Here is a 22,172-nt window from a genome sequence, read left to right on the forward strand (position 1 = left end):
CATGACCGTCACACCGCTCGCGCTCACCCGTCCGGCGTCGGTGACCGACGCGTTCCTGCGACGGCTCGTCGCCCGGGTGCCGGGCTCGTCCGGCGCGACCTGGAAGCTCACCGAGGTCTACACCGGCGAGGTGCTCGTCGAGCTGCCCCAGTCGTCGCCCGCCGACATCGAGCAGGCGTTCGCCACCGCACGCGCCGCGCAGGAGAAATGGGCTGCCACCCCGCTCAAGCAGCGGCTGGAGGTGTTCAAGCGGGCGCACACGCTCTTCGTCGACAAGGCGCCGATCGTCACCGATCTCATCCAGGCCGAGAGTGGCAAGAACCGCCGGATGGCGATCGAGGAGACCTGCGACCCGGCGATGGTGATGAGCCATTACCTCACGCGGGCCGCCAAACTCCTGGCGCCGACCAAACGCGGGGGACCGGTCCCGTTTCTGACGACGTCGACCGAGATCCGGCAGCCCAAAGGCGTGGTCGGCATCATCGCGCCGTGGAACTTCCCGTTCGCCACCGGCATTTCCGACGCCATCCCGGCGTTGATGGCCGGCAACGCGGTGGTGCTGAAACCCGACAACAAGACCGCGCTCTCCCCGCTCTACGGCGTCGAGATGCTGGAGGAGGCGGGGCTGCCGAAGGGCCTGTTCCAGGTGGTGTGCGGCGAGGGCCCGGACGTCGGCCCCACGCTCATCGACCAGGCGAACTACGTGATGTTCACCGGGTCCACGGCGACCGGCCGGGTGATCGGCGAACGGGCGGGCCGGAACCTCATCGGCTGCTGCCTCGAACTCGGCGGCAAGAACCCGATGATCGTGCTCGAAGACGCCGCACTGGACGAGGCCGTACAGGGCGCGATCTTCGGGGCGTTCGGCAACACCGGGCAGATCTGCATGCACATCGAGCGGATCTACCTGCCGGAGTCCCGCTACGACGAGTTCAAGAACGCGTATGTGGCCAAGACCGAGGCCCTCGACGTCCGCGCCGCCTACGACTTCGGCCCCGACATGGGCTCGCTCGTCTCCCCGGACCACCTGAGCCGGGTCAAGTCGCACGTCGACGACGCCGTGGCCAAGGGGGCGGCCGTCCTTTGTGGAGGGAAGCCGCGGCCCGACCTCGGCCCGGCGTTCTTCGAGCCGACGATCCTCGAGGGCGTCACGAAGGACATGCTCTGCGGCGTCACCGAAACCTTCGGACCCGTTGTCGCACTGCACAAGTACCGCACCGTCGACGAGGCCGTCGCGCTCGCCAACGACACCGAGTACGGTCTCAACGCCTCGGTCTGGGGCCGTGACGTCGGCGCCGCTCGCGTGGTGGCGTCGCGGATCGAATCCGGCAACGTCAACATCAACGACATCCTGGCCACCGCCTACGCCGCCAAGGGAACACCGTCGGGCGGCGTCAAGAGTTCGGGCGTCGGCGCCCGCCACGGGGACCAGGGCCTCCTCAAGTACACCGACGTCAAGAACCTGGCGGTGCTCAAGAAACAGGTCATGGGTCCCCGTGGCGGCCAGACCTACGAGAAGTACGTCGAAGGGATGCTTTCCGGACTGAAACTCATGCGGCGTCTTCGCATCCGCTAGACGTCGTCGGCGTGCTGGGGAGCGGCCAGCACACAGGCGATGCTGAGCACGCACATGCCGATCAGCAGGCCGATCGCGGGCCAGACACTGCCGGTCGCCTGGAACAGCAGCGTCGACACCAGCGGCGAGAGACCGCCGAAGAGCGCACCCGCCAGCTGGTAGGACAGCGAGATGCTGGTGTACCGGGCCCGCGGGCGGAACATCTGCGACAGGATGGCCGCGATCGGGCTGTAGGTCGCCGTCATCGCCAGGCGCATCGCCACGAACGCCGCGATGATCAGCACCGCGTTCTTCGTCGAGAGCACCAAGAACTGCGGAGCCGCGAGCAACGCGACGCCGACCAGGCCGATGACGACAACCCGCACCCGGCCGAACCGGTCGCCGAGCCAGGCCGCGCCGAAGCTCACGACCAGTTCCACGAAGGCGGCGATGGTGAGCGCGTTGAGCACGAGCGATTCGGAGACACCGACCGCGGGATCGGTCGCGTACGCCGTCGCGAAGGTGGTGACGAGGTAGTAGCCCCCGACTGCGACGGGCAGGACGCAGATGCCGAGCAGGATCGGCTTCCAGTTCGTCCGGACCGCGTACAGGAGCGGGACGCCGGTTTCCTCGGTGCTTTCCTCGAAGACCGGTGACTCTTCGACCTTCAGGCGCACGATGAGCCCGACACCGATCAGCAGCACGGAGGCGAAGAAGGGGATCCGCCAGCCCACCGTGCTCAGCCATTCGGTGCCACCGGTGCTCAGCAGACTGAACAGGCCGGTGGCCAGCAACGCGCCCGCGGGGTTCCCCGCCTGCGCGAAGGCGCCGTAGAAGGTCTTCTTGCCCGGCGGCGCGTGCTCGACGGCCATGAGCACCGCGCCGCCCCACTCGCCGCCGACGGCGAGCCCTTGGACGAATCGGAGCACAACGAGCAGGATGGGCGCCCAGGTGCCGATCTGGGCGTACCCGGGCAGGCAGCCGACCAGGAACGTCGCCGCGCCCATCATCGTGAGGGTCACCACGAGCGCCGTCTTGCGGCCGACCCGGTCGCCGATGTGCCCGAACACGATGCCGCCGAGCGGCCGGGCGAAGAAGCCGACCGCGTACGTCGCGAAGGCCGCCGCGACCCCTGTCAGCCTGTCGCCGGTTTCGGGGAAGAACACGGTGCCGAAGACCAGGCTGGCGGCCGTGGCGTAGACGTAAAAGTCATACCACTCGATGGTGGTGCCGACGAAGGCGGCGAGTCCAGCCCTCCGGGCCCGCCGGAGTGACCGGGTGTCGGTTCGGACGGTCATCGGGCCACCTCGCCGTCGATCCAGGTTTCCAGCACGCGGATTCCGGCGATCCGGCTCGGCTCGCTGGTCAGGGGATTCTCGCTCAGCAGCACGAAATCGGCGCGTTTACCGGGCGTGATGGAGCCCAGGTCGCGCTCGCGGCCGAGCACCCGGGCGCCGGCGATCGTGTGCGCGGCGACGGCCGACCGGACGTCGATCAGCAGGTCGTCGCCGCCCAGCCGGTGGCCGCGCCGGGTCATCCTGGTCACTGCGGTCTGGATGGCTTCGAGCGGATTCGGTTCCGCGACCGGGGCGTCCGAGCTGAGCGTGACCGGCACGCCCGCCGCCTGGAACTCGCCGAGGGGGTTGAACCGCTCCCCGGGGGTGCCGACGGCGTCGGTGACGCCTTCGCCCCAGTTGTAGTAGTGCTGCGGCTGGTTGACCGGGTGGACGCCGAGCGCGGCCATCCGCTCGATCTGCGCCGGGGACGGCAGCCCGCAGTGCTCGATGCGGTGCCGGGCGTCGGGCCGGGGATTCCGCCGCTGCGCTTCCTCGATGGCGTCGAGCACCATGCCGATCGCGTCGGGGGACTGGGCGTGGGTCGCGGTCTGAAGCCCGGCCTCGTGCGCCTTGCCGATCAGCGCGGAGTAGTCCTTCGGATCGTGGTAGAGCTGCCCGGTGCGGCACGGATCCCCGACGTAGCCGTCCGGGAAGTACGCGGTCCACCCGCCGAGCGTGCCGTCGGCGTAGAACTTGATCCCCGCGAAGGAAAGGCGGGGAGTGCCGAAGGCGCCGTGCAGGCCCATTTCGAGGCTCTGGTCGAGCAGGTGCGACAACAGGTACATGTGCACTCGCGTCTTGAGCCGTCCGGCTTCGTCGAGCCGCAGGTACATGTCGAACTCGCGACGGGTGACCTGGGCGTCGCCGATCGCGGTCACCCCCGCGCCGAGGAACTTGTCCTGCGCGGCGGCGAGTTGCCGTTCGTGCTCGTCCGGCTCGTCCTCGAGGTGGAAGTTCGGTCCGTGGTGGCCGACCTTCACCCCGGAGACGCCGGTGAGGATGTTGCACGCCGCGTCCGAGAGTTCCCCGGTGAGCTCGCCGTGCGCGTCCCGGAAGAACACCCCGCCGTCAGGGTCCGGGGTGTCGCGGGTGATGCCGTTGCGCCGCAACGTGTAGCTGTTCACCACGCCGCCGTGTCCGCTGGCGTTCATGAGGTAGACCTCGCGGTCTTCGGCGACGGCGTCGAGTTCTTCCTTGCGGGGATGGCGTTTCTCGGCGAGATTGCGGTGTTCGTAGCCGTAACCTCGGACAGGCCTGCCCGCCGGAGCGCTCTCGGCCGCCTCGCGCAGCAGCGCGACGATGCCGGGGATGGTCGAAGCCCGCTCGGGACCGCAGTCCACCCACGTCATCATCTGCCCGTACATCAGGGGATGCGCGTGCGGATCGACGAACCCGGGCAGGAGCGTGCCCGGCAGCCGCCGCACCTCCGGCGAGGGATGACCGAGCCCGGCCGCGCGGGCGCGGCATTCGTCCACCGAGCCGACCGCGGCGATCTCCTCGCCGAACACGAGCACCGCGGCGGCGCCTTCGGCGGCGTCGTCGACGGTCACCAGCGCTTCGGGATGCAGGATCGTCGCGGTCGCGTCGAGGACTGAACGATCTGGGGGCAACTGGCGCATCGCGGCGGACTCCTGGGATTCGGCGGTGAAGTGGGGCGAAGGTAAGCGAGGAGGGCGGCTCAACGCAATCAGATCACTCGCACACGGACCGTGCTCACGATCGATATGTCATCTCCAAAGGTCAGAACCCTTTATTCACGCTGCGCAGGAGGGCTTGAGGCGAGTGATATGTTTCCCTTTGTCGGCGGAAACTCAGCGGAGGAGAAACTGCCGTGGACGACGCCTTGGTCGCGGCTTTGCGCGCGGACGGCCGGATGAGCGTGGCCGATCTGGCCAAACGCCTCGGCGCGTCACGCTCGGCCGTCTCTGCCCGCCTGGAGCAGCTGAAGGCCGACGGTTCGCTCAACGTGGTCGCGGCGGTCCATCCCGAGTTCCTCGGCCTGACCGCGTACGCGCACCTCGCGATCCGCACGTCCGGCCGGTCCCAGGCGACGACGGACGCCATCGCGGCACTGCCTGCCGCGGCGTTCGTTTCCGCGGTGAGCGGGGAGTACCAGACCGTCGCCGAGCTGCGCCTGCCCGACTCCCCGGAGCTCTACCGCACGGTGGCGGACATCCGGGGCCTGCCGGAGGTGGAGCAGGTCAACACCCTCGTCTACGTGGACGTGGTCAAAGGCCTGTTCATGCCGGGCCGCCCGCTGCCGCCTTGGCTGCGGCTGGACGATCGCGATCTCGCGATCATGCTGCGGTTGCAGGCCGACGGGCGGGAGAGTTTCGCGCGCATGGCCGAACACGTCGGGCTGTCGGCGTCGGCCACCCGCACCCGCGTGCGGTACCTCGTCGAGCACGACGTCATCCGGATCGCGCCGGTGCTCAGCCGTGCTCGCCCGGACGCCGGCCTGGTCTGCGGGATCGGCCTGAACGTGCGGGGTGCAGGGGACGCCGTGACCGCGGCGCTCGCCGCGCGCGACGACACCGAGTTCCTCGCCAGGACCATCGGCCGGTTCGACGTCGTCGCCACCATCGCGGCGCAGTCCGCGCGAGACCTCGACCGGACGCTCGAGGAGATCAGCGGCAGGCCCGACGTGGTGACGGCGGAAACGTGGGTGCACCTCCGCATCGCCAAGGAACGCTACGAGTGGCCCTTGCCGACCGCCGAAGAACTCGCGCGGCGTTAGTCGTTGTCCAGCAAGGCTTTCCGGATCTCGGTCTTGAGCACCTTGCCGATCTTGGACCGGGGGAGATCCGGCCAGATCAGGACCTCCTTCGGGGTCTTGACGCTGCCCAGCCGTTCCTTGACCGCGGCGCGGAGCTCGTCGGCAGACGCTGTCCTGCCCGAATGGAGCTGGACCACGGCGGTGATCTGCTCGCCCCATTTCTCGTGCGGCAGGCCGATCACAGCGCAGTCCTGCACCGCCTCGTGGGCCATGAGCGCCTGTTCGACCTCGGCCGAATAGACGTTGAAGCCGCCGGTGATGATCATGTCCTTGGCGCGGTCGACGATGTAGAGGTAGTGATCCTCGTCGAGGTACCCGATATCGCCGGTGTGATGCCAGCCGTACGCGCTCGCTTCCGCTGTCGCGTCCGGATTCTTGTAGTAGCCGGGCATCACCAGTGAACCGCGGACGACGATCTCGCCGCGTTCGCCCGGCGGCAGGACCTCGCCCTTCCCGGACATGATCGCGACCCGGGTCAGCGGTGTCGGCCGTCCGGCGGAGGTGAACCGTTCCGTGGCGAGCGATCCGTCGGCGTGGACGTGGTCGGCCGGGGCGAGGGTGGAGATCATCATGGGGGCTTCACTCTGCCCGAACAACTGCCCGAAGACGGGGCCGATCCGGGTGATCGCTTCCGCGAGTTTGGTGGCCGACATCGGTGCGGCGCCGTACCAAAGGCATTGCAGCGACGAAAGATCGGCGCGGTCCAGCGCCGGATTGTCGAGCAGGAGGTAGATCAACGTCGGTGGCAGGAAGGTGTGCGTGATCCGGCGGCGTTCCACCAGGGCGGCGAACTCGCCGAGGTCGGGAGAGGGCATGACCACGATCTCCCCGCCGAGCGTCATGACCGGGAAACAGAGCACGCCCGCCGCGTGGGTGAGCGGCGCGAGCGCCAGGTAACGCGGCCGCCCGGTGAACGGGTAGCTCATCAGTGTGAGCGCCGACATCGTCTCGACGTTGGTCCCGCTGAGCATCACCGCCTTGGGGCGGCCCGTGGTGCCGCCGGTGCCGACGAGCATGACCAGGTCGTCCGGCGGTGTCTCCTCCCACGGTTCGGTGCCGGCGCCGTCGAGCCACTCGGAAAACGGGACGGCGCCGGGCATCGAGCCGTCGAGACAGACCACGGTGGTCAGCTTCGGCAGGTCGGGAAGCATCCGGGAGACGAGCGGTGCGAAGGACTCCTGCACCAGGAGGCAGGCGCAGTCGAACAGGTCGAGCAGTTCCCGGTTCTCGGCCGCCTCGTTGCGCGGGTTGACCGGGCACCACACGGCACCGGCCCGGCTGATCCCGAAAACGCAGCCGAACGACAGGGGATCGTTCCCGGACAGGATCGCCACCTTGTCGCCGGGCCCGATGCCGGACCGGGCCAGCGCCTGCCCCACCCGCCACGACAGATCCCGCACGTCGCCGTAGCTCAAGGAGTCGTCGCCCATGGTGAGGCAGGGCGCCGCCGGATCGAGTGAAGCGCCCTTGTCGAGGTACTCGGTCAATCGCACGCGCTCGTCCTTCCGGTCAGCTGTGAACGGTCATGACCGGATTCGACACCAGTCCGAAGCCGCGCAGCACACCGAGCAACTCGCGGTGGCCGAAAGCCTGGCATCCGGAGGCGAACCCGACCCGCTTCGGCGGCTGCTGAAGCAGTGAGTACGCGCCGTACGCCTGCATCAGCCCGGTCTGCTTGTAGTTACAGGTGCCGTGGATGACGCAGTGCGCGCGGCCCAGTGGCCCGGACGCGTGCACCGAATCCAACGAGGTGTTGAGCCGCTGGTTCTCCCGGGGCGGCATCTCGTCGCGGACCGCGGCCGCCTGTTCCGCCAGCACGCGGAGTTTTTCGTCCAGCGGCAGGTCTTTCACCTGTTCCAGCACGGCCGCGACGATCTGCGGCACGCCCTGCATCAGGGCGCGGTCGAAGACGCCGCCGACGGCCTTGACGTTGGCCACGCGCGCGTCGCTCTTGAACCAGACCGGATGGGACGTGCCGCCCCAGGGCAGGGCCAGCCCGGTTTCGTGATGGCCGGGCACGGTGACGTCCTGCAGGCCGCCGTCCGCGGGCCAGGGCAGGTACTCGTTCTGTTCGAGGTAGTACGCGGCCGACAGCGCGGCGTTGACCAGGATGGTCTTCGTCGAAGCGACCGTGGGATAACCCTTCCAGAACACCAGGATGTCCAAAGTGTCCAGTCCGGGGGTCTCCAGGCAGAGGTTCGCCGCGATCTCGCCGGTGGTGTACATCTGCGCGATCCCGGGGGAGAGCAGAAGGCCCTTTTCCGCCATCTGCGCGCCGTAGCGTTCCTCCGAGGAGATCAGCCAGTCCTGTTCGCCGGTGGTGTCGAGGTAGTGCGTTCCGGTACGCAGGCAGGCTTCGACGACCTCGTGGCCGTACTCACTGAACGGGCCGACGGTGTTGCACACGACCTTGGCGTCGCGGAACAGCTCGGTGAGCGCTTCGACGTCGTGCGAGACCTCGACGATCTCGTGGTCGACCGTGTCGAGGCCGGGAACGCCGTCGATCGCTTCCTGGAGGCGGGCCTTGTCCCGGCCGGCGGCGATGAACGGGACGTTGTACTCGCGCAGGTACTCGCAGATCAGCCGTCCGGTGTAGCCGGAGGCGCCGTAGACCACGACGGGTTTGGGGCTGCTCATGGTGATTCCTTTCGATTCGTCCGAGGTCACATGCCCATGCCGCCGTCGACCGGGAGTCCGGCCCCGGTGATGAAGCGAGCCGCATCGGAGGCGAGGAACACGACGGCGTCGGCCATGTCCGCGACCTCGCCGAGCCGTCCGGCCGGGGTCTGCGCGACGACCGCGCCGATGGCGTCCTCGACGCTGGGGAACAGGCCGACCTCGACGACGTCCTGGGCGAGCTGGCTCCCCATCTGGGTGGGTACGAGACCGGGGTAGACGCAGTTGACGCGGACGCCGTAGCCGAGCTTCCCGGCCTCCATCGCGGCCACCCTGGTGAGGCGGTCGACCGCCGACTTCGTCGCCGAATAGCCCGCGATACCGGGGAAGGCGATGGTCGCGGCGACCGAGGAGATGTTCACGACGGCGCCACCGCCACCCGCGGGGCCGCCGGGCCGCATCGCGCGGAAGGCGTGTTTCACGCCGAGGGCGGTGCCCAGCACGTTGACGTCGAGCATCTTGCGCACGTCGGCGGGGTCCAGCTCGGCGACGAGCCCGGTGATCTCGACACCGGCGTTGTTCACCACGATGTCCAGCCCGCCGAGCTCGTCGATGACCGAGGCGATCGCCTGTTCCCAGCTCTGTTCGTCGGTGACGTCCAGCCGGACGAAGCCCGTCGCGGCGCCTTTCTGCTTGATCTGGTCGGCGGTGGCGCGCCCGAGCTCCTCCTGGACATCGCCGATGACCACCGAGGCGCCTGCCAGGGCGAGTGCTTCGGCCATCCCGGCTCCCAGGCCCTGCGCTCCGCCCGTGACCAGGGCTTTCCGGCCCGAAAGGTCGTACGAACCCATGGACTTCTCCTCCTTGAGACGGTCCGCAGTTGCGGTGTGGGTCACATCCTGAGCCAGTTTTGGACAGTCGTCAAGATTTTCTTGGACAGTCGTCAAGAATTCCGCGAGGCTAGACTGTGGGCCCCGCGGCAGGCGCGGGCTCCCGGACCGGACAGGAACTCGTGGTGACCGAGACGAGCGAGCGGATCGCACGCCGGAGCGTGGACAAGTTCGCCCAGCGGCGGGCGGAACTGGCGGAATCCACGCTGCAGGCGCTGTCCGAGCTGGGGTACGCCAGGACGAGCCTGCGGGAGATCGCGCAGAAGTCGAACTTCTCGCACGGGGTGCTGCACTACTACTTCACCGACAAGGTGGAACTGCTGACCTACGCGGTCCGCAAATTCGAAGAAGTGTGCGTGACCCGCTACGACGAGGCTGTGGCCGCGGCGCGGTCGGCCGACGAACTCAAGCGGGGCTTCGGTGCCGCGATGGCCGGGACGTTGCGGGCCGATGCCTCGATGCACCGGCTTTGGTACGACCTGCGGAACCAGAGCTTGTTCGAGGCCGCTTTCCGCGCTGATGTGCTCGAGATCGACACTCAGCGGCAGGCGATGATCTGGCGGGTCGTGGAGCGGTATGCCGAGCTTGCCGGTGGGTCTGCGGTTGTGACGCGGCAGGTTGCTTATGCGGCTTTCGATGGGGTTTTTCAGCAGGCGTTGTTGCATCAGCTCGCGGGGGAGGAAGGTGCGAGTGATGCTCTTTCGGAGGATGCCGGGGCGCTGCTGGGGCGATTGGTGAGTGGCGGCTGAGTTCGGTCTTGAGTGGCGTTTCGGGTTAGAACCGAATCGGTATTCGGTTACCTGCGCCTGACCAGGGCGAACGGGAAATGTCAGCGGCGACATGGTGAGCGTGGAGGATTTGGGACGTTCAACGTCCCAAATCCTCCCCACTCGCTCACATCGTCATCCAGAACAAGCTCACCGAGCTGACATCAGGACCAGTAGGCAAATACGGGTCCATCAGAACCCGAATCGCCACTCACGACCAACCCGACCCACCTGCCTCACGGCTCTTACCGACCACTCAACAGAACGATCTGATTCCCCCTGACCGAACCCCTCCGCGCCTGAGCCATCAGCCCGGCCACCGCAGCCGAACCAGCCGCCGTGGGCCGCACCCCATACCGCGCCAAAAGAGCTTGCGCGGCAAGGAGTTCGTCGTCGTCCACGGCGTGCGCCGCGCCGCCGGAGCCGTCGATCGCGGCCAGCGCGTCTGGGCCGTGCAGGGCGTGCCAGTTCACCAGGGGCTCGTTGTGCTCGGTCGTGACGACGGCGTCGCGTGCCAGCACCCGGTACGGTCCCGGCCAGCTGGTCACGATCGGGTTGTTGCCTGGGGAGCCGACGCCGTGAAGGGCCACCGGCCAGCGGAGTGCGCGCAGTCGCCGATAAGCGGCGACGAGCGTCGTGCCGTTGCCGACCGGGATCCACAGGGACACCGGGGTGGGGCCGAGCTCCCGGTGCAGGGCGTCGACGACGTGACCGTGTCCTTCGAGGATCACGTCCTTGTACGGTCCGTCGACGTTGCCGTCCATCGCGCCTTTCGCGCGAGCCAGGTGGTGTGACTCGTCGACAGCGTCTTCGTAGCCGCCGGGGACGAAGTGGACGTCGGCGCCGGTCGCGGCGGCGAAGGCGCCACCGTCGCCCCAGTCGGCGGGCAGGACGACGGTGCAGCGCAGACCCGCCGTGGCGCAGGCTGTCGCCATCGCCCGTCCGTAGCTGCCGCAGGAGCCCACGACGACCCGATCGTGGCCTTCGGCGATCGCCCGGGCCACGATCGCGTGGGCGGCGGGTTCCTTGTGGCTGCCGGAGGGGTAGTGGGTCTCGTCCGCGAGGAACACGCGGATTCCCGGCAGCAGGTCGTCCGCGGGGACGAGAATGGAAGTCCGAGACAGCACGGGACCGTTCCCCTTCACCGAGTGTGGGCAGCGAGCAGTTCGTCGGCCTCGCGCTGCAGGTCGTCGCGGGTGCCGATGTTCGCGGGCGGGACGGCGTCGGGCAGCTCGTCTTCGATCAGCCGGAGCCGGGGGTTGAGCCAGCCGCGGACGGCCCACGCCAGCTGCAGCAGTCCACTGAGGACGATCAGCAGGGCGAGGCCCCGGCCCGGGGAATCCAGTAGTGGCTGGACGAACCGTTCGGCCAGCGGACCGACGACGAGGTAGCCCAGCGGCATGGTCAGCATCATCAAGGTGATGAACAGGGAGAGGACCCGACCCTGGAGTTCGAGGTTGACCTTGCCCTGGATGATCGCGATCCAGTGGCCGTCGGCGAGGGATTCGCCGAAGCCGACGAGGAACATACCGACGATGATCAGCGCGGGCGAAGTGGTGAGGCCGACGAGGATCATCGCGACGCTGCCGACGCCCATCGCGATGAGCATTCCGTGGCTGCGCCGGGTGGTCCCGCCCCAGAGACCCATCACGACGCTGCCGGTGAGCGCGCCGACGCCGCCCGCGCCCAGCGCCATGCCCAGCACCGAGGCGGGTTGCTCCACCAGCAGCATCGGCGTGATCACGGCGAAACCCAGGGTGTAGAAGACGTGGTCGACGACGAAGAACCGGAGGGCGGCGCGCAGGCCGGGACGGCGGGTGATGAACTGCCAGCCGGTCCGGATCTCGGTGCGGAAGTTCTCCTCGCGCCGCCGGAACAAGAGGTTCGGGAAGCGGACGAACAGCAGGGTGAGCGCACCGGCGGCGAAGGTGCCCATGTCGACGAGCAGGACGCCGCTGATCCCGATCGGGCCGATCAGCGCGGCGCCGAGCATGGGGGAGAACACCAGCCCGACGCCGACACCGAGTTGCCCGATTCCGCCGGCGTGACCGAGATAGCGCTTCGGGACCAGCTGGGCGACGGCCGCGAGATAGGCGGGCCGCTGGAACGCGCCGGCCACCGAAGTCACCGTCACGGCCAGATAGACGTGCCAGAGATGCAGGCCGTCCGACAGCATCAAGAAGGCCAGCGCCGCCATCGACAGCCCCGCCATGCTGTCGCTCACCAGCATGACCTTGCGCCGGTCCCACCGGTCGGCGACGGCACCGGCGAGTGGCCCGGCCACGATGCCTGGTAGCAGGCCGATCACGCTGACCAGGGCGAACGACGTGATCGAGCCGGTCTGCTGGAACACCCAGATGCTCAGCACCAGGGTGCTCAGCCCGCTGCCGACCATCGACAGGAGCTGGCCGAAGGCGACCACCGCGAACTTGCGGAGGTCGGGTTCCGCGCTGACGACCGGGGCGGGTTCCTCGGTGGCGGGCCGTTCGGAGACGAACTCGACCAGCGCTTCGGCGAGCGGTTCCGCGTGGCTCTTGAGGAAGAAGTGTCCCGCCTGTGGCAGGACGGCGAGGCCGACGTCGCCTTCGGTGAAATGCCGCCATTCCTGACGGCGTTCCTGGTAGTGCTCGGTGACGCGGTCGCGTGCGCCGACGACGGTGAGCACCGGCGCCTTCAGCGGCTCGAAGCTCCCTCGATACGCGGCGGTGAAGTACTCCTCCGCGTCGCGCGCGTCGTGGCGCACGTTGCGGAGCACGAAGGCCTTCTGCCCGTCGTCGTCGAGATCGGTGAAGCCGCCGCGAGCACGGAGATACGCGAGATACTCCCGGTCCGAGGTGAAGCGGTCCACCGGGACGTGCCGGTAGATCCAGTCGAAGAACCGCCCCGGCAGCCGCGCGGTGGGGAATCCCGCGCCGAGGGCGACTCCGGCCACGGGCAGGCCGGCGGCTTCGGCACGTCGTGCCACCTCCACGGTGAGGGCGACCCCGAGGCAGTGTCCATAAAGGAGGATCGGGCCGTCGATCGACCGCAGTTCCTCCACGATGCGGCCGGAAACGACGTCGATCGGCTCCAGCTCCTCATCGGATCTGGAGCGGTCGTGGCCGGGGAGTTCCGCCGCGTGGAGTGCCCAGCCCGCCGGGAGAGCGTCGGCGAGTGGCTGGTAGGCGACGGCGCTGCCGCCGGAGTAGGGCACCGCCACGACCGTGTGCCCACCGCGGGCCGGGTCGGCGTCCGTCGCGGTCAGCCGGTGCAGCAGCCGTCGTTCGGCGGGCTCTGCTCCCGAACGCGCGTCGAGATGCGCGGCCAGCCGCCGGATGGTGGCGTGCTGGTACAGCTCGACCAGGCTGGGGGAGGGCTCGATCCGCCGGACGACCTTGAGCGCGGCGAAGGAATCCCCGCCGAGGGCGAAAAAGCTGTCGTCGATGCCGGGATCGGTGACCCCGAGGACGTCCGACCACGCCGCGGCGATCCGCTTCTCGGTGGCGGTCCTCGCCACCGTCCCGGTGGATCGCGGGCCGCCACCGGACGGCGCGGGCAGCGCGCGCCGGTCGAGTTTCCCGTTGGGGGACAGCGGAAGAGCGGGCAGCGTCAGGATGCGGGCGGGGACCATCTGCGGCGGCAGGCCCGCCGCGAGCGTCTCGCGGTAGACGGCTTCGTCGGCGTCGGACCCGTCGCGGGTCACGACGTAGCCGACGAGCTGCGAGCCATGAGGAGCGGCGGCGCACGCCACGACCCCGGGCAGCGCGCCCAGGGCGACTTCGACCTCCCCGAGTTCGATCCGGTGGCCGTTGACCTTGACCTGATCGTCGAGCCTGCCGAGGAAATCGACCGTACCGTCGAGGTGGAACCGGGCCGAATCACCGGTGCGGTACATCCTGGCGCCGGGCGCGAACGGGTCCGGCACGAACCGGTCCGCGGTCAGCCCGGGCCGTTCGTGATAGCCGGGGACGACACCGAGACCGCCGAGGTACAGCTCGCCGACGACGCCCGCGGGCACCGGCTGGCGGTGGGCGTCCAGGACGTAGACCCGGTTGTTCGGGAAAGGCCGTCCGATGGGCAGGGGCGCGTCGTCGGCGAGATGGTCGACAGAGCCTTCGAAGCAGACGTTGTCGACGGTGACTTCGGTGACACCGTAGGAGTTGACGACACGGTTGCCCGGCCCGACGAGGCGCCTCGCGAGCCGGAATTCCTTGACGTGCCACTTCTCGCCGCCACCGATCAGCAGGTCGACGAACCCGAGATCCTGCCCGCTGCTTTCGGTGTGGTCGAGCAGCGCCCGCAGCACCGCGGGCACGAGTTCGGTGCAGTTCACCCGCTCGGTCTTCATCAGCGCGAGGAGATCGGCGGGATCGAGCAGCGTTTCGCGGGGTGCGACGACCAGACGGCCGCCGCTGAGGTGCGCCCGCAGGGTCTCGCCCACGAACATGTCGAAGGAGAAACTGGCCGCCTGCAGGTATGTCCATTCAGGACGGAGCCGGTAGGCCTGCTGCCACATCCCCGCCGCGTGCACCAGGTTTCCGTGCGTGACCACGACTCCCTTGGGCCTGCCGGTGGATCCCGAGGTGTAGATGACGTACGCCGGATCATCCGCGGTGGTGACCGGCGGCAGATCGGTACCGTCCGCGGGAGGGTCCCCGGCGAGGTAATCCGCGTCGATGACGACCGTCGGTCCGCTGTCGGTCAGCATGTACTCGAGGCGATCGGCGGGATAGGCCGGATCCAGCGGTACGTACGCGCCGCCCGCCTTGAGCACCGCCCACATCGCGGTGAAGAGCGCGGTGCCGCGGTCCAGGGTGATCGCCACCCGATGGCCGGGCCGCACACCCTCGTCGCGCAGTCGCCTTGCCAGCCGGTTCGCCCGGTGGTTGAGCTCGGCATAGCTGACGGTGTCGCGGCCGACGGTGAGCGCGGGCGCGTCGGGTGTCGCGAGGGCGTGCCGCTCGAACAGCTGGTGCACGGCGATCGCGTCCGGTATCGGAGCGACGATGTCGTTCCAGTCGTCCACGATGCGACCGCGCTCGACGTCGGTGAGCATCGGGAGCCGGGTGATCGGCGTGGTCGTGCCGGTGGTCGCCGCGTCCAGCAGGGTCAGCAGGTGGTCGAGGATCGCCTCGATTCGCGCGCCCTCGAAGAGTTCGGTGGCGTAGTCGGCGTTCAGGACCGCGCCATCGGCGGGGAAATCGAGCCCGATCGCCAGATCGACCATCGTGGCGGACGGCGGCAACTCGCCCGCGTAGCGCAGGAGCGGGTCACCGGGCGCCGGAGTGTTGTGCACCGTCAGCATGACCGGACTCAACCGCTTGGCTCCGGCCAGCGCGGTCACCAGATCGGGTAACGCCAGCTCTTGGTGGTCCAGGTCGCCCAGGACGGCGTCTCGCACTCGCGCGACGAGTTCGGCGAACGACGGCTCGCCCGTCACGTCGCCACGCAGCGGCAGGACGTTCAACGCCGGGCCGATCAGCGACGCCAGTTCGCCCGTCGACCGCCCGGCCACCGGGGACAGCACGGTGACGTCGGTGTGGCCGGTGTACCGCCGCAGAACGGTTTGCAGACCGGCCAGGACCACCATGAACAGACTCGCCCGCTGTTCACCGGCGTACGACCGCAGCCGGTCCAGCAGAGCGGGGTCGATCCGCCGGGTGACCCGTTCGGCGGCGTAGGTGCGGGCCGCCGGACGCGGCCGGTCGGCGGGGAGTTCGAGGTCGAGATCGGCACCGTCGAACCGGTCCCGCCAGTACGAGACGAGCGGCCGGTCGGCCTTCGCCAGGGCGGCACGCGCGGCGAGATCGGGCACGGGGACGACCGGCGCCGGATCGGCGCCTGAATACAGCGCGGCGAGTTCCTGGCCGAGCACGCCCGCGGACCAGCCGTCGAAGGCGAGGTGGTGCACGATCAGGACGAGTTCGTCGTCGTCGAGGAACGCGTGCGCGACCGGGCCGTGCCGGTAGTCGATGCCGTCGCGATCCGGCTCGTTGAGCGTCAGCGGAATCGTGGCCGCGGGCTCGATGACCATGCTCGGTTCGGTGCCGTCGTCGGGGAAACGCGCTCTCAGCAGCGGATGCCGCCGCGACAGTTCGGCGAGGGCGGTGGTCAGCGCGGCGACGTCGACCGCTTCGGCCCATCGGTACCGGATTCCCAAGGTGTAGACGGGAAGTTCGGCGCACAGCTGTTCGGCGATCCAGTAGTCGCGTTGCATCGGGCTCAGCGGGTGCGGGACCCCCTCGGCCAGTCCGGCGACGGCGGTTTCGGTCGCCCCTGTCGCTCCGGCGATGACTTCGGCGAGCGCGGCGACGGTCGGATCCGCGTACCACCGGGTGAGGGTCAGCTCAGCGCCGTGCCGCACACGCAGGGCGGCGATGAGCCGGACAGCGTCCAGCGAATCACCGCCGAGGGAAAGGAAATCGTCGGCCGTGCCGGTGACGGCGCCGCCGAGGATCTCTTCGAACAGCGTGGCCGCGGATCTTTCGTCCGCGGTGAGCGCGCTGTCGTGGCCGTGCTCGGACGGAACCTCCGCCGCCAGCGCGGTCTTGTCGATCTTTCCTTGCGGTGTCAGCGGAAACCGGGGATGCCGGAGCAGGACGGCCGGGATGAGATGGGCGGGCAGGACGTCGCCGAGCGCGTTCCGGACGGCCGCGAGGTCGGTCGTGCCGGTGACCAGGTGCCCGATCAGCCGGGCCCGGCCGGTCTTGTCGTCGACGAGGACGACGGCGTCGGTGACGCCGTCGAGCTGCCGGAGGGCGGCTTCCACCTCGGCCGGTTCCACCCGGTGGCCCCGGATCTTGACCTGGTCGTCGAGCCGCCCGAGGAACTCCAGCTGTCCGTCATCGGACCAGCGGACCCGGTCGCCCGTGCGGTACTCGCGGCCGTGGCCGGGTGTCGTCACGAAGCGTTCGGCGGTCAGCTCCGGCCGGTTCAGATAGCCCTCGGCCACGCCGATGCCGCCGATCAGCAGCTCGCCGTCGTCACCGATCCGGCAGGTCACGCCGGGATGCGGGACGCCGATCGGGACCACGTCGCCCGACCATTCGGTCACGTCCGTCGCCGTGGCGCCCACCGTGGTCTCGGTCGGCCCGTAGCTGTTGAACAGCCGGGTCGCGCCGCCGACCGCGGCCTGCCACCGGCGCACCGCGTCGGGTCGCGCCGTCTCCCCGCCGATGATCACGCAGCGCACGCCCGCCGGAACGGAGGTCTCGCCGCGGTCGAGCGCGGCGACCAGCTCGTGCCAATACGCCGTCGGCAGGTCCAGCACCGTGATGCCGAGCGCGTCGCAGCGCTCGAAGAACAGGTCCGGCCTGCTGATCATGTCGTCGTCGCGCAGGACGAGGGTGGCCCCGCGGATCAGCGGGCAGAAGATCTCCTCGACGCTGGTGTCGAAGCTCAGCGACGCGAACTGCAGGATCCGGTCGCCTGGGGCGAAGGCGAACCTGTCCGCGAAGGCGCCGGTGAAGTCACGCAGCGACCGGCGGCCGATCAGGACGCCCTTCGGACGGCCCGTCGAACCCGAGGTGAAGATGACGTACGCGGGATCCTGCCGCGGTACGCCGCCCTCGAGAGGGAACACCCCGTCGCCCGTGATCAGCGCGCTGGGCCGGGTCTCCTCGACCATCATGGCCAGCCGGGCTTCGGGATAGGCCGGGTCCAGCGGCACGTAGCCCGCTCCGGCCCGCAGCACCGCGAGGATGGCCACGATCGCGTCCCTGCCGCGCGGCAGCCGGATCCCGACCAGGTCGCCCGGCCGCACCCCGGCTTCGGCCAGCCTGTCCGCCGTCCCGGCGGCCATGCCGACAAGGGTTTCGTAGTCCAGCTCGCCGTCGGCGTCGGCGAGCGCCACGGCATGCGGCGTCCGGACGGCCTGCGCCGCCACGGACGACCAGACGTCGCCATCCACTGTGGACAGCGGCGGTTCGTGGGTTCGGGTCACCGGTTCTCCTCGGTATTCACATCGACCAGTGCGTGGGTTTCCGGTCCCAGCGATGGGCGCGCAGCGCGTCGATCAGCTCCGGCGGCAACGGCGCGGCTCCGGAGACCGCCAGGTTCGACCGCACGTGCCCGGGACGGCGCATCCCCGGGATCACCGCGGAGACGGCGGGGTGGTGCAGGATGAACCGCAGCGCCAGTTCCGGCATGGTCATGCCGTCGGGGACCAGGTCCCGGAGCGCGTCGACCCGGTCGATCGTGGGCGGCAGGTTCTCCGGTCCGAAGTAGACGGCCCGCCAGTCCTCGGGCGGGAAAGCGGTGCCGGCGTTCAGGTTCCCGGTCAGCGATCCTTCGTCGAACGGGACCCGCGCGATGATCGCGATGTCCTCTTCGAGGGCGCGGGGGAAGAGTTCGTCCTCGGGGGCCTGGTCGAAGATGTTGTAGATGACCTGGATCGCGTCGACCAGGCCGGTGTCGAGGGCGGCGAAACAGTTCGACGGCTCCCACCGGTTGACGCTGATGCCGAAACCGTCGATCAGGCCCTCGTCCTTGAGTCGCGTGACGACCCGCTGCCAGCCGGGTTCGGCGGCCCAGCGGTCTTCCCAGACGTGGAACTGCAGGAGGTCGATCTTGTCGACGCCGAGGTTGTCCAGGCTGCGACGGGTGTAGTCGAGGACGTGATCGACGGGGAAGACGTCTTCTAGGGTGTCCTGCGGGCGCGGCGGCCATTCGCGATTCAGCGGCGGGACCTTGGTGGCCAGCCGCATCTCGGCGTCGGGACGGCGGCGGCGCAGCTCGCCGAGCAGGCTCTCGGACTTGCCGCGCCCGTAGACCCAGGCGGTGTCGAAGAAGGTGCAGCCCAGTTCGACGGCGAGGTCGAGGGCGTCCGGCGCGATGTCGTAGTTCCAGCCGGTGAACCCGCCGGGACCACCGCCGATTCCCCACATGCCGTAGCCGACTTCGCCGACCTTCCAGCCGAGCCGTCCCATGGTGCGCTGCCGCATCCGTGTCTCATTCCTCTCAAGCACTGGCGGGTTCCTTCGGCCGGGTGGCGGAAGTGGTGAACAGTGCCGGGTTGTCCTGCAACAGGTTCTCGAGCACTTCGCGGACGGCGTCCTCCTCGGCGGCACGCCCGCCGGCGCGGTGTTCGACGATCGCCAGCAGCAGACCCAGCTCGACGTCACCGGTCGCCGCCGCGGATCGCAGACCGGCGAGGAAACGCAGGCAGGACACCCGATCCGCGCCCACGGGCAGCTCGTCGAACCGCACGCTGCCCTCGTGATAGACGTGCAAGGCGCGCCCCAGCACCGTCGGGTCCTGGACGGCCTCGACGACGATCCGCGCCACCGTGTCGACCGGGCTGTAGTCCGACCGGATCGCCGCCGCGGGCACCGTTCCGAGCCGGTCGAAGGCGGTGAGCAGCAGGTGGGTCAGCGCCGCCGGATTGGGGACGGCGACGTCCGTCGCGGGCATGACCTCGCCGAGGCGCAGCACCGTCACCGGAAGGTCGACGGCGGCGTCGACGAGCCGCTCACCCGCCCATTTGGACAGGCTGTACCCGCTCGACGGCGGGGTCACGGCGGTGATGTCGACGTCTTCGGGTACCGGACGGCCGGTGCGCAGGGCGTGGTCGTACAGCACGCCGAGCGTCGAGACGTAGTGCAGCGGGATGCCGCCCGCGGCGCGGGCGAAGCGGATCACCTCCGCCGTGCCGAGCACGTTCGGCTCGCGGTGCATGCGGTAGTCGTAGAGCAGGTTGACCAGGGCACCGGCGTGGACGACCAGGTCGCACTCTTCGGCGAGTGATCGCCACCGGGGAGCCGTCAGCCCGAAACCGGGTCTGGCGAGGTCACCGGCGACGACGGCGATCCGTGTGGCGTGGCCGTCGTGCTCCAGCTGTTGTGCGGCGAGCGCAGTCAGAAGACGTTGCCGTGCGTGGGAATCGTCGCGGCCGCGGATCAGGCAGCGCACCGTCAGATCGGTGCTCGCGAGCAGTTCGTGCAGCAGCCGGGCACCCACGAACCCCGTCGCGCCGGTCAGCAGGACCGTACGCGGCGGCCGGTCCCGCTTGTCGCGCAACGGTGTCCGCGCCGTGCTGAGGCTGGCGAGGTCGGCGGCGACCAGATCCGACGAAGCCGGAACACGGTCGCGCCGGGCGATCAGGTCACGCAGACCGGCCGCCGTGGGATGGCCTGCGAGGTCGCGCACTCCGACGTCCACTCCGAACCGGTCGCTCAGTTCGACCACGGCCGCGACGGCTTGCAGCGAGTTGCCTCCGGCGGCGAAGAAGTCGTCATCGGCGGTGAAACCGGGGTACCGCAACACGGTGCGCAGGACGGCGAGCACGGGATCGGCGCCGGTGTCGGAAGCCGGATCCGCGGGCCGCTCCGCCAGGGTCGCCAGGCGGCGACGATCGATCTTGCCCGCCGCGGTCAAGGGCATCTCGGCGACGACCACTCCGCGCCGCGGCAGGCTGCCTCGGGGCAGCTTGCCCCGCAGGTGGGAGAGGACCGCCCGGGAGCTCGCCGTCCCGGTGGTCACGAGCACGAGTTCACGGTCCACGACGAGCGCCGCCGCTTGCAGCACTCCGTCGCAGGCCAAAGCGGCCGTCTCGATCTCGCCGGGCTCGACCCGCATTCCGTCGATCTTGAGCTGGTGGTCGATGCGCCCACCGAAGTGGAACCTGCCCGCGGCGTCGACGTGTCCGAGGTCGCCGGTGCGGTACATGCGGCCGGACGTCGGGGAACTGAAGAAGCGTTCGGCGGTGCGGCCGGGTTCGCCGTGGTAGCCGATGCCGACGCACGCGCCGCCGATGACGATCTCGCCGGTGGCGCCGGGAGGCAGCGGCCGCCCGTCGACGTCGACGACGATCGCGACGCAGTTGTCGATCGGCCGCCCCAACGGCACGACATCTCCGTCGCAGGCCTCGACCTCGTGGAAGATCATGCCGATGGAGGCTTCGGACGGACCGTAGGCGTTGCTGATCCGCAGCCCCGGCAGGAGTTCCCGCAGGCGGTGGACGTCGAGTGGGTTGATCTGTTCGCCACCGACCACGAGGTGGCGCAGCGAACGCAGCCTGCCGACAGTGGACGGCCGCTGTCGCAGGAGGGTCAACAGCGCGCTGAGGACCGCGGGCACGAAGTCCGTGACGGTCACCTCGTGGGCTTCGATGAGGTCGATCGTGTGCTGCAGGTCGTGATGGTCACCGGCGGCGGGCACCACCGTCGCGCCGCCGGTGGTCAGCGGCCAGAAGAGCTGCCAGAACGCGGAATCGAACGTGTGCCGTGTGTTCTGCAGGACCACTTCGCGGACGGCGGGCGGGCCGAACCAGCGGTCCATGAACGCCAGCCGGTTCGCCAGGCCCCGGTGCAGGTTGACCGCGCACAGGGGTGTCCCGGTCGTGCCGGAGGTGTACACGCCGTAGACGACGTCGTCCGGTCCTGGGCCGGGCAGGTCATCGGGTTCTCCGGCTTCGGCGAGATCGACGGGGATCGCCCGATCGCGGTGGGCTGCGGGTATCGCCGCCACGTCGGCGCACAGCACCACGGGAGCGTCGAGCAGGTCGAGGACCTGCGCGATCCGGCCCGTGGGCCAGTGGGGGTCGACGGGCACGTACCCGATCCCGGCGATCATCGCGGCCGCCCAGGACACCGGCAGCGCCAGGCCGTCCGCGACGAGGACGGGGATCAAAGCCCCGTTTTCCTTTGTCACCGCACGGATCCGGACGGCCAGCGCGTCGGCGTGACTGAGGAATCGTTCGTAGGTCAGCGTTCCGTCGGCGGCGTACACCGCCACGGTGTCCGGCGTGGCCCGGGCGACCGAGCGGATCCGCTCCGGGACACTGAGATAGGGACCGTGGTCGACCTCGGTCCCGGCGAGCGGGCCGAGCACCGCCGCTTTCGTGGCCGCGGAGAGCCCGTCCGCTCGGCTGAGATCCACCGCCGGATCGGTCAGCACTGCGCCCAGCAGTTCGGCGTGCATCTCCGCGACGGCCGGAGCGGCGCGCTCCCAGAGGTCGCCTGGCGGGCAGCGCAGCTCGACGGACAGGAGGCCGGGGGAGCCGATCCACGCGTGCGCGACGGGTCCTGCGGAGCCGTCGGAGACGTTGTAGGCGTGGACGGCGACGCCCGTGCGGCCGAAGGTCGTGGAAGACAGGGTGAGGTCCCGGTCCAGTCGCCGGGCCACTTCGGTCAGTGCGTTGGCGGCCGCGTCCGTCAACGGGACCCCGGGTCTGAGCGGAGCGTGACGGCGGTGACTGCCCCATCCGAGGGTCATGTCACTCAACCAAGTGATCTTAGGAATCCGTTACGCGGA

Annotated in this window: 12 protein-coding genes; 3 read left to right on the forward strand and 9 right to left on the reverse strand. The window is 69.6% G+C overall.

Annotated elements, in window-relative coordinates:
* Position 1: 1 nt before the first annotated feature.
* The gene (locus tag ACLJPX_RS02180) at positions 2-1,576 is read left to right on the forward strand and encodes a succinic semialdehyde dehydrogenase (protein ID WP_410598462.1); all 1,575 of its coding nucleotides are present in this window, start codon (positions 2-4) and stop codon (positions 1,574-1,576) included.
* Here the strand turns inward: ACLJPX_RS02180 and ACLJPX_RS02185 are convergent.
* Both ACLJPX_RS02185 and ACLJPX_RS02190 read right to left on the reverse strand, forming a co-directional pair.
* Entirely contained in the window at positions 1,573-2,853 is a 1,281-nt protein-coding gene (locus tag ACLJPX_RS02185; RefSeq protein ID WP_410598463.1) for an MFS transporter, read from the reverse strand. The two genes, ACLJPX_RS02180 and ACLJPX_RS02185, sit on opposite strands and share 4 nt — an antisense overlap.
* Positions 2,850-4,511 (reverse strand): amidohydrolase, encoded by a 1,662-nt coding sequence (locus tag ACLJPX_RS02190; RefSeq protein WP_410598464.1) that lies wholly within the window; start codon positions 4,509-4,511, stop codon positions 2,850-2,852. Before ACLJPX_RS02190 ends, ACLJPX_RS02185 begins: the two co-directional genes overlap by 4 nt.
* Positions 4,512-4,723: 212 nt before the next feature.
* Between ACLJPX_RS02190 and ACLJPX_RS02195 the strand changes: the two genes are divergently transcribed.
* Positions 4,724-5,629: an Lrp/AsnC family transcriptional regulator gene (locus tag ACLJPX_RS02195; RefSeq protein ID WP_101608452.1), complete on the forward strand. Its 906-nt coding sequence runs from the start codon at positions 4,724-4,726 to the stop codon at positions 5,627-5,629.
* On the opposite strand, the gene ACLJPX_RS02200 is transcribed toward ACLJPX_RS02195, so the two are convergent.
* The 3 genes from ACLJPX_RS02200 to ACLJPX_RS02210 are packed head-to-tail and all read right to left on the reverse strand — an operon-like array spanning position 5,626 to position 9,135.
* Complete coding sequence (locus ACLJPX_RS02200; RefSeq protein WP_410598465.1) at positions 5,626-7,161, reverse strand: AMP-binding protein; 1,536 nt, start codon at positions 7,159-7,161, stop codon at positions 5,626-5,628. The genes ACLJPX_RS02195 and ACLJPX_RS02200 overlap by 4 nt on opposite strands.
* Before the next feature lie 16 nt (positions 7,162-7,177).
* Entirely contained in the window at positions 7,178-8,305 is a 1,128-nt protein-coding gene (locus ACLJPX_RS02205) for a DUF5938 domain-containing protein (RefSeq protein WP_410598466.1), read from the reverse strand.
* Positions 8,306-8,331: 26 nt separating this feature from the next.
* Entirely contained in the window at positions 8,332-9,135 is an 804-nt protein-coding gene (locus ACLJPX_RS02210; protein WP_410598467.1) for an SDR family NAD(P)-dependent oxidoreductase, read from the reverse strand.
* A 164-nt stretch (positions 9,136-9,299) separates the two neighbouring features.
* Between ACLJPX_RS02210 and ACLJPX_RS02215 the strand changes: the two genes are divergently transcribed.
* Positions 9,300-9,923: a TetR/AcrR family transcriptional regulator gene (locus ACLJPX_RS02215; RefSeq protein ID WP_410598468.1), complete on the forward strand. Its 624-nt coding sequence runs from the start codon at positions 9,300-9,302 to the stop codon at positions 9,921-9,923.
* A 263-nt stretch (positions 9,924-10,186) separates the two neighbouring features.
* On the opposite strand, the gene ACLJPX_RS02220 is transcribed toward ACLJPX_RS02215, so the two are convergent.
* From ACLJPX_RS02220 to ACLJPX_RS02235, 4 genes are read right to left on the reverse strand one after another with little or no spacing between them, the layout of a single operon-like run.
* On the reverse strand, positions 10,187-11,068 hold the full coding sequence (locus ACLJPX_RS02220; RefSeq protein WP_410598469.1) for a pyridoxal-phosphate dependent enzyme: 882 nt from the start codon (positions 11,066-11,068) through the stop codon (positions 10,187-10,189).
* Between the two features lie 14 nt (positions 11,069-11,082).
* A complete protein-coding gene (locus ACLJPX_RS02225; protein ID WP_410598470.1) occupies positions 11,083-17,862 on the reverse strand; it encodes an amino acid adenylation domain-containing protein in 6,780 nt (2,259 codons plus the stop codon).
* A gap of 16 nt (positions 17,863-17,878) precedes the next feature.
* Entirely contained in the window at positions 17,879-18,862 is a 984-nt protein-coding gene (locus ACLJPX_RS02230; protein ID WP_410598471.1) for an aldo/keto reductase, read from the reverse strand.
* Between the two features lie 16 nt (positions 18,863-18,878).
* On the reverse strand, positions 18,879-22,133 hold the full coding sequence (locus ACLJPX_RS02235) for a non-ribosomal peptide synthetase (RefSeq protein ID WP_410599078.1): 3,255 nt from the start codon (positions 22,131-22,133) through the stop codon (positions 18,879-18,881).
* Between the last annotated feature and the right edge of the window lie 39 nt (positions 22,134-22,172).

Source organism: Amycolatopsis sp. lyj-90 (genome assembly GCF_046549035.1).
GTDB lineage: Bacteria > Actinomycetota > Actinomycetes > Mycobacteriales > Pseudonocardiaceae > Amycolatopsis.

Bases quoted from the DNA above. Each gene is read 5' to 3' on its own strand.
- ACLJPX_RS02205 (WP_410598466.1), bottom strand. From the start codon at position 8,305: ATGAGCAGCCCCAAACCCGTCGTGGTCTACGGCGCCTCCGGCTACACC.
- ACLJPX_RS02235 (WP_410599078.1), bottom strand. From the start codon at position 22,133: ATGACCCTCGGATGGGGCAGTCACCGCCGTCACGCTCCGCTCAGACCC.
- ACLJPX_RS02210 (WP_410598467.1), bottom strand. From the start codon at position 9,135: ATGGGTTCGTACGACCTTTCGGGCCGGAAAGCCCTGGTCACGGGCGGA.
- ACLJPX_RS02190 (WP_410598464.1), bottom strand. From the start codon at position 4,511: ATGCGCCAGTTGCCCCCAGATCGTTCAGTCCTCGACGCGACCGCGACG.
- ACLJPX_RS02185 (WP_410598463.1), bottom strand. From the start codon at position 2,853: ATGACCGTCCGAACCGACACCCGGTCACTCCGGCGGGCCCGGAGGGCT.
- ACLJPX_RS02180 (WP_410598462.1), top strand. From the start codon at position 2: ATGACCGTCACACCGCTCGCGCTCACCCGTCCGGCGTCGGTGACCGAC.
- ACLJPX_RS02230 (WP_410598471.1), bottom strand. From the start codon at position 18,862: ATGCGGCAGCGCACCATGGGACGGCTCGGCTGGAAGGTCGGCGAAGTC.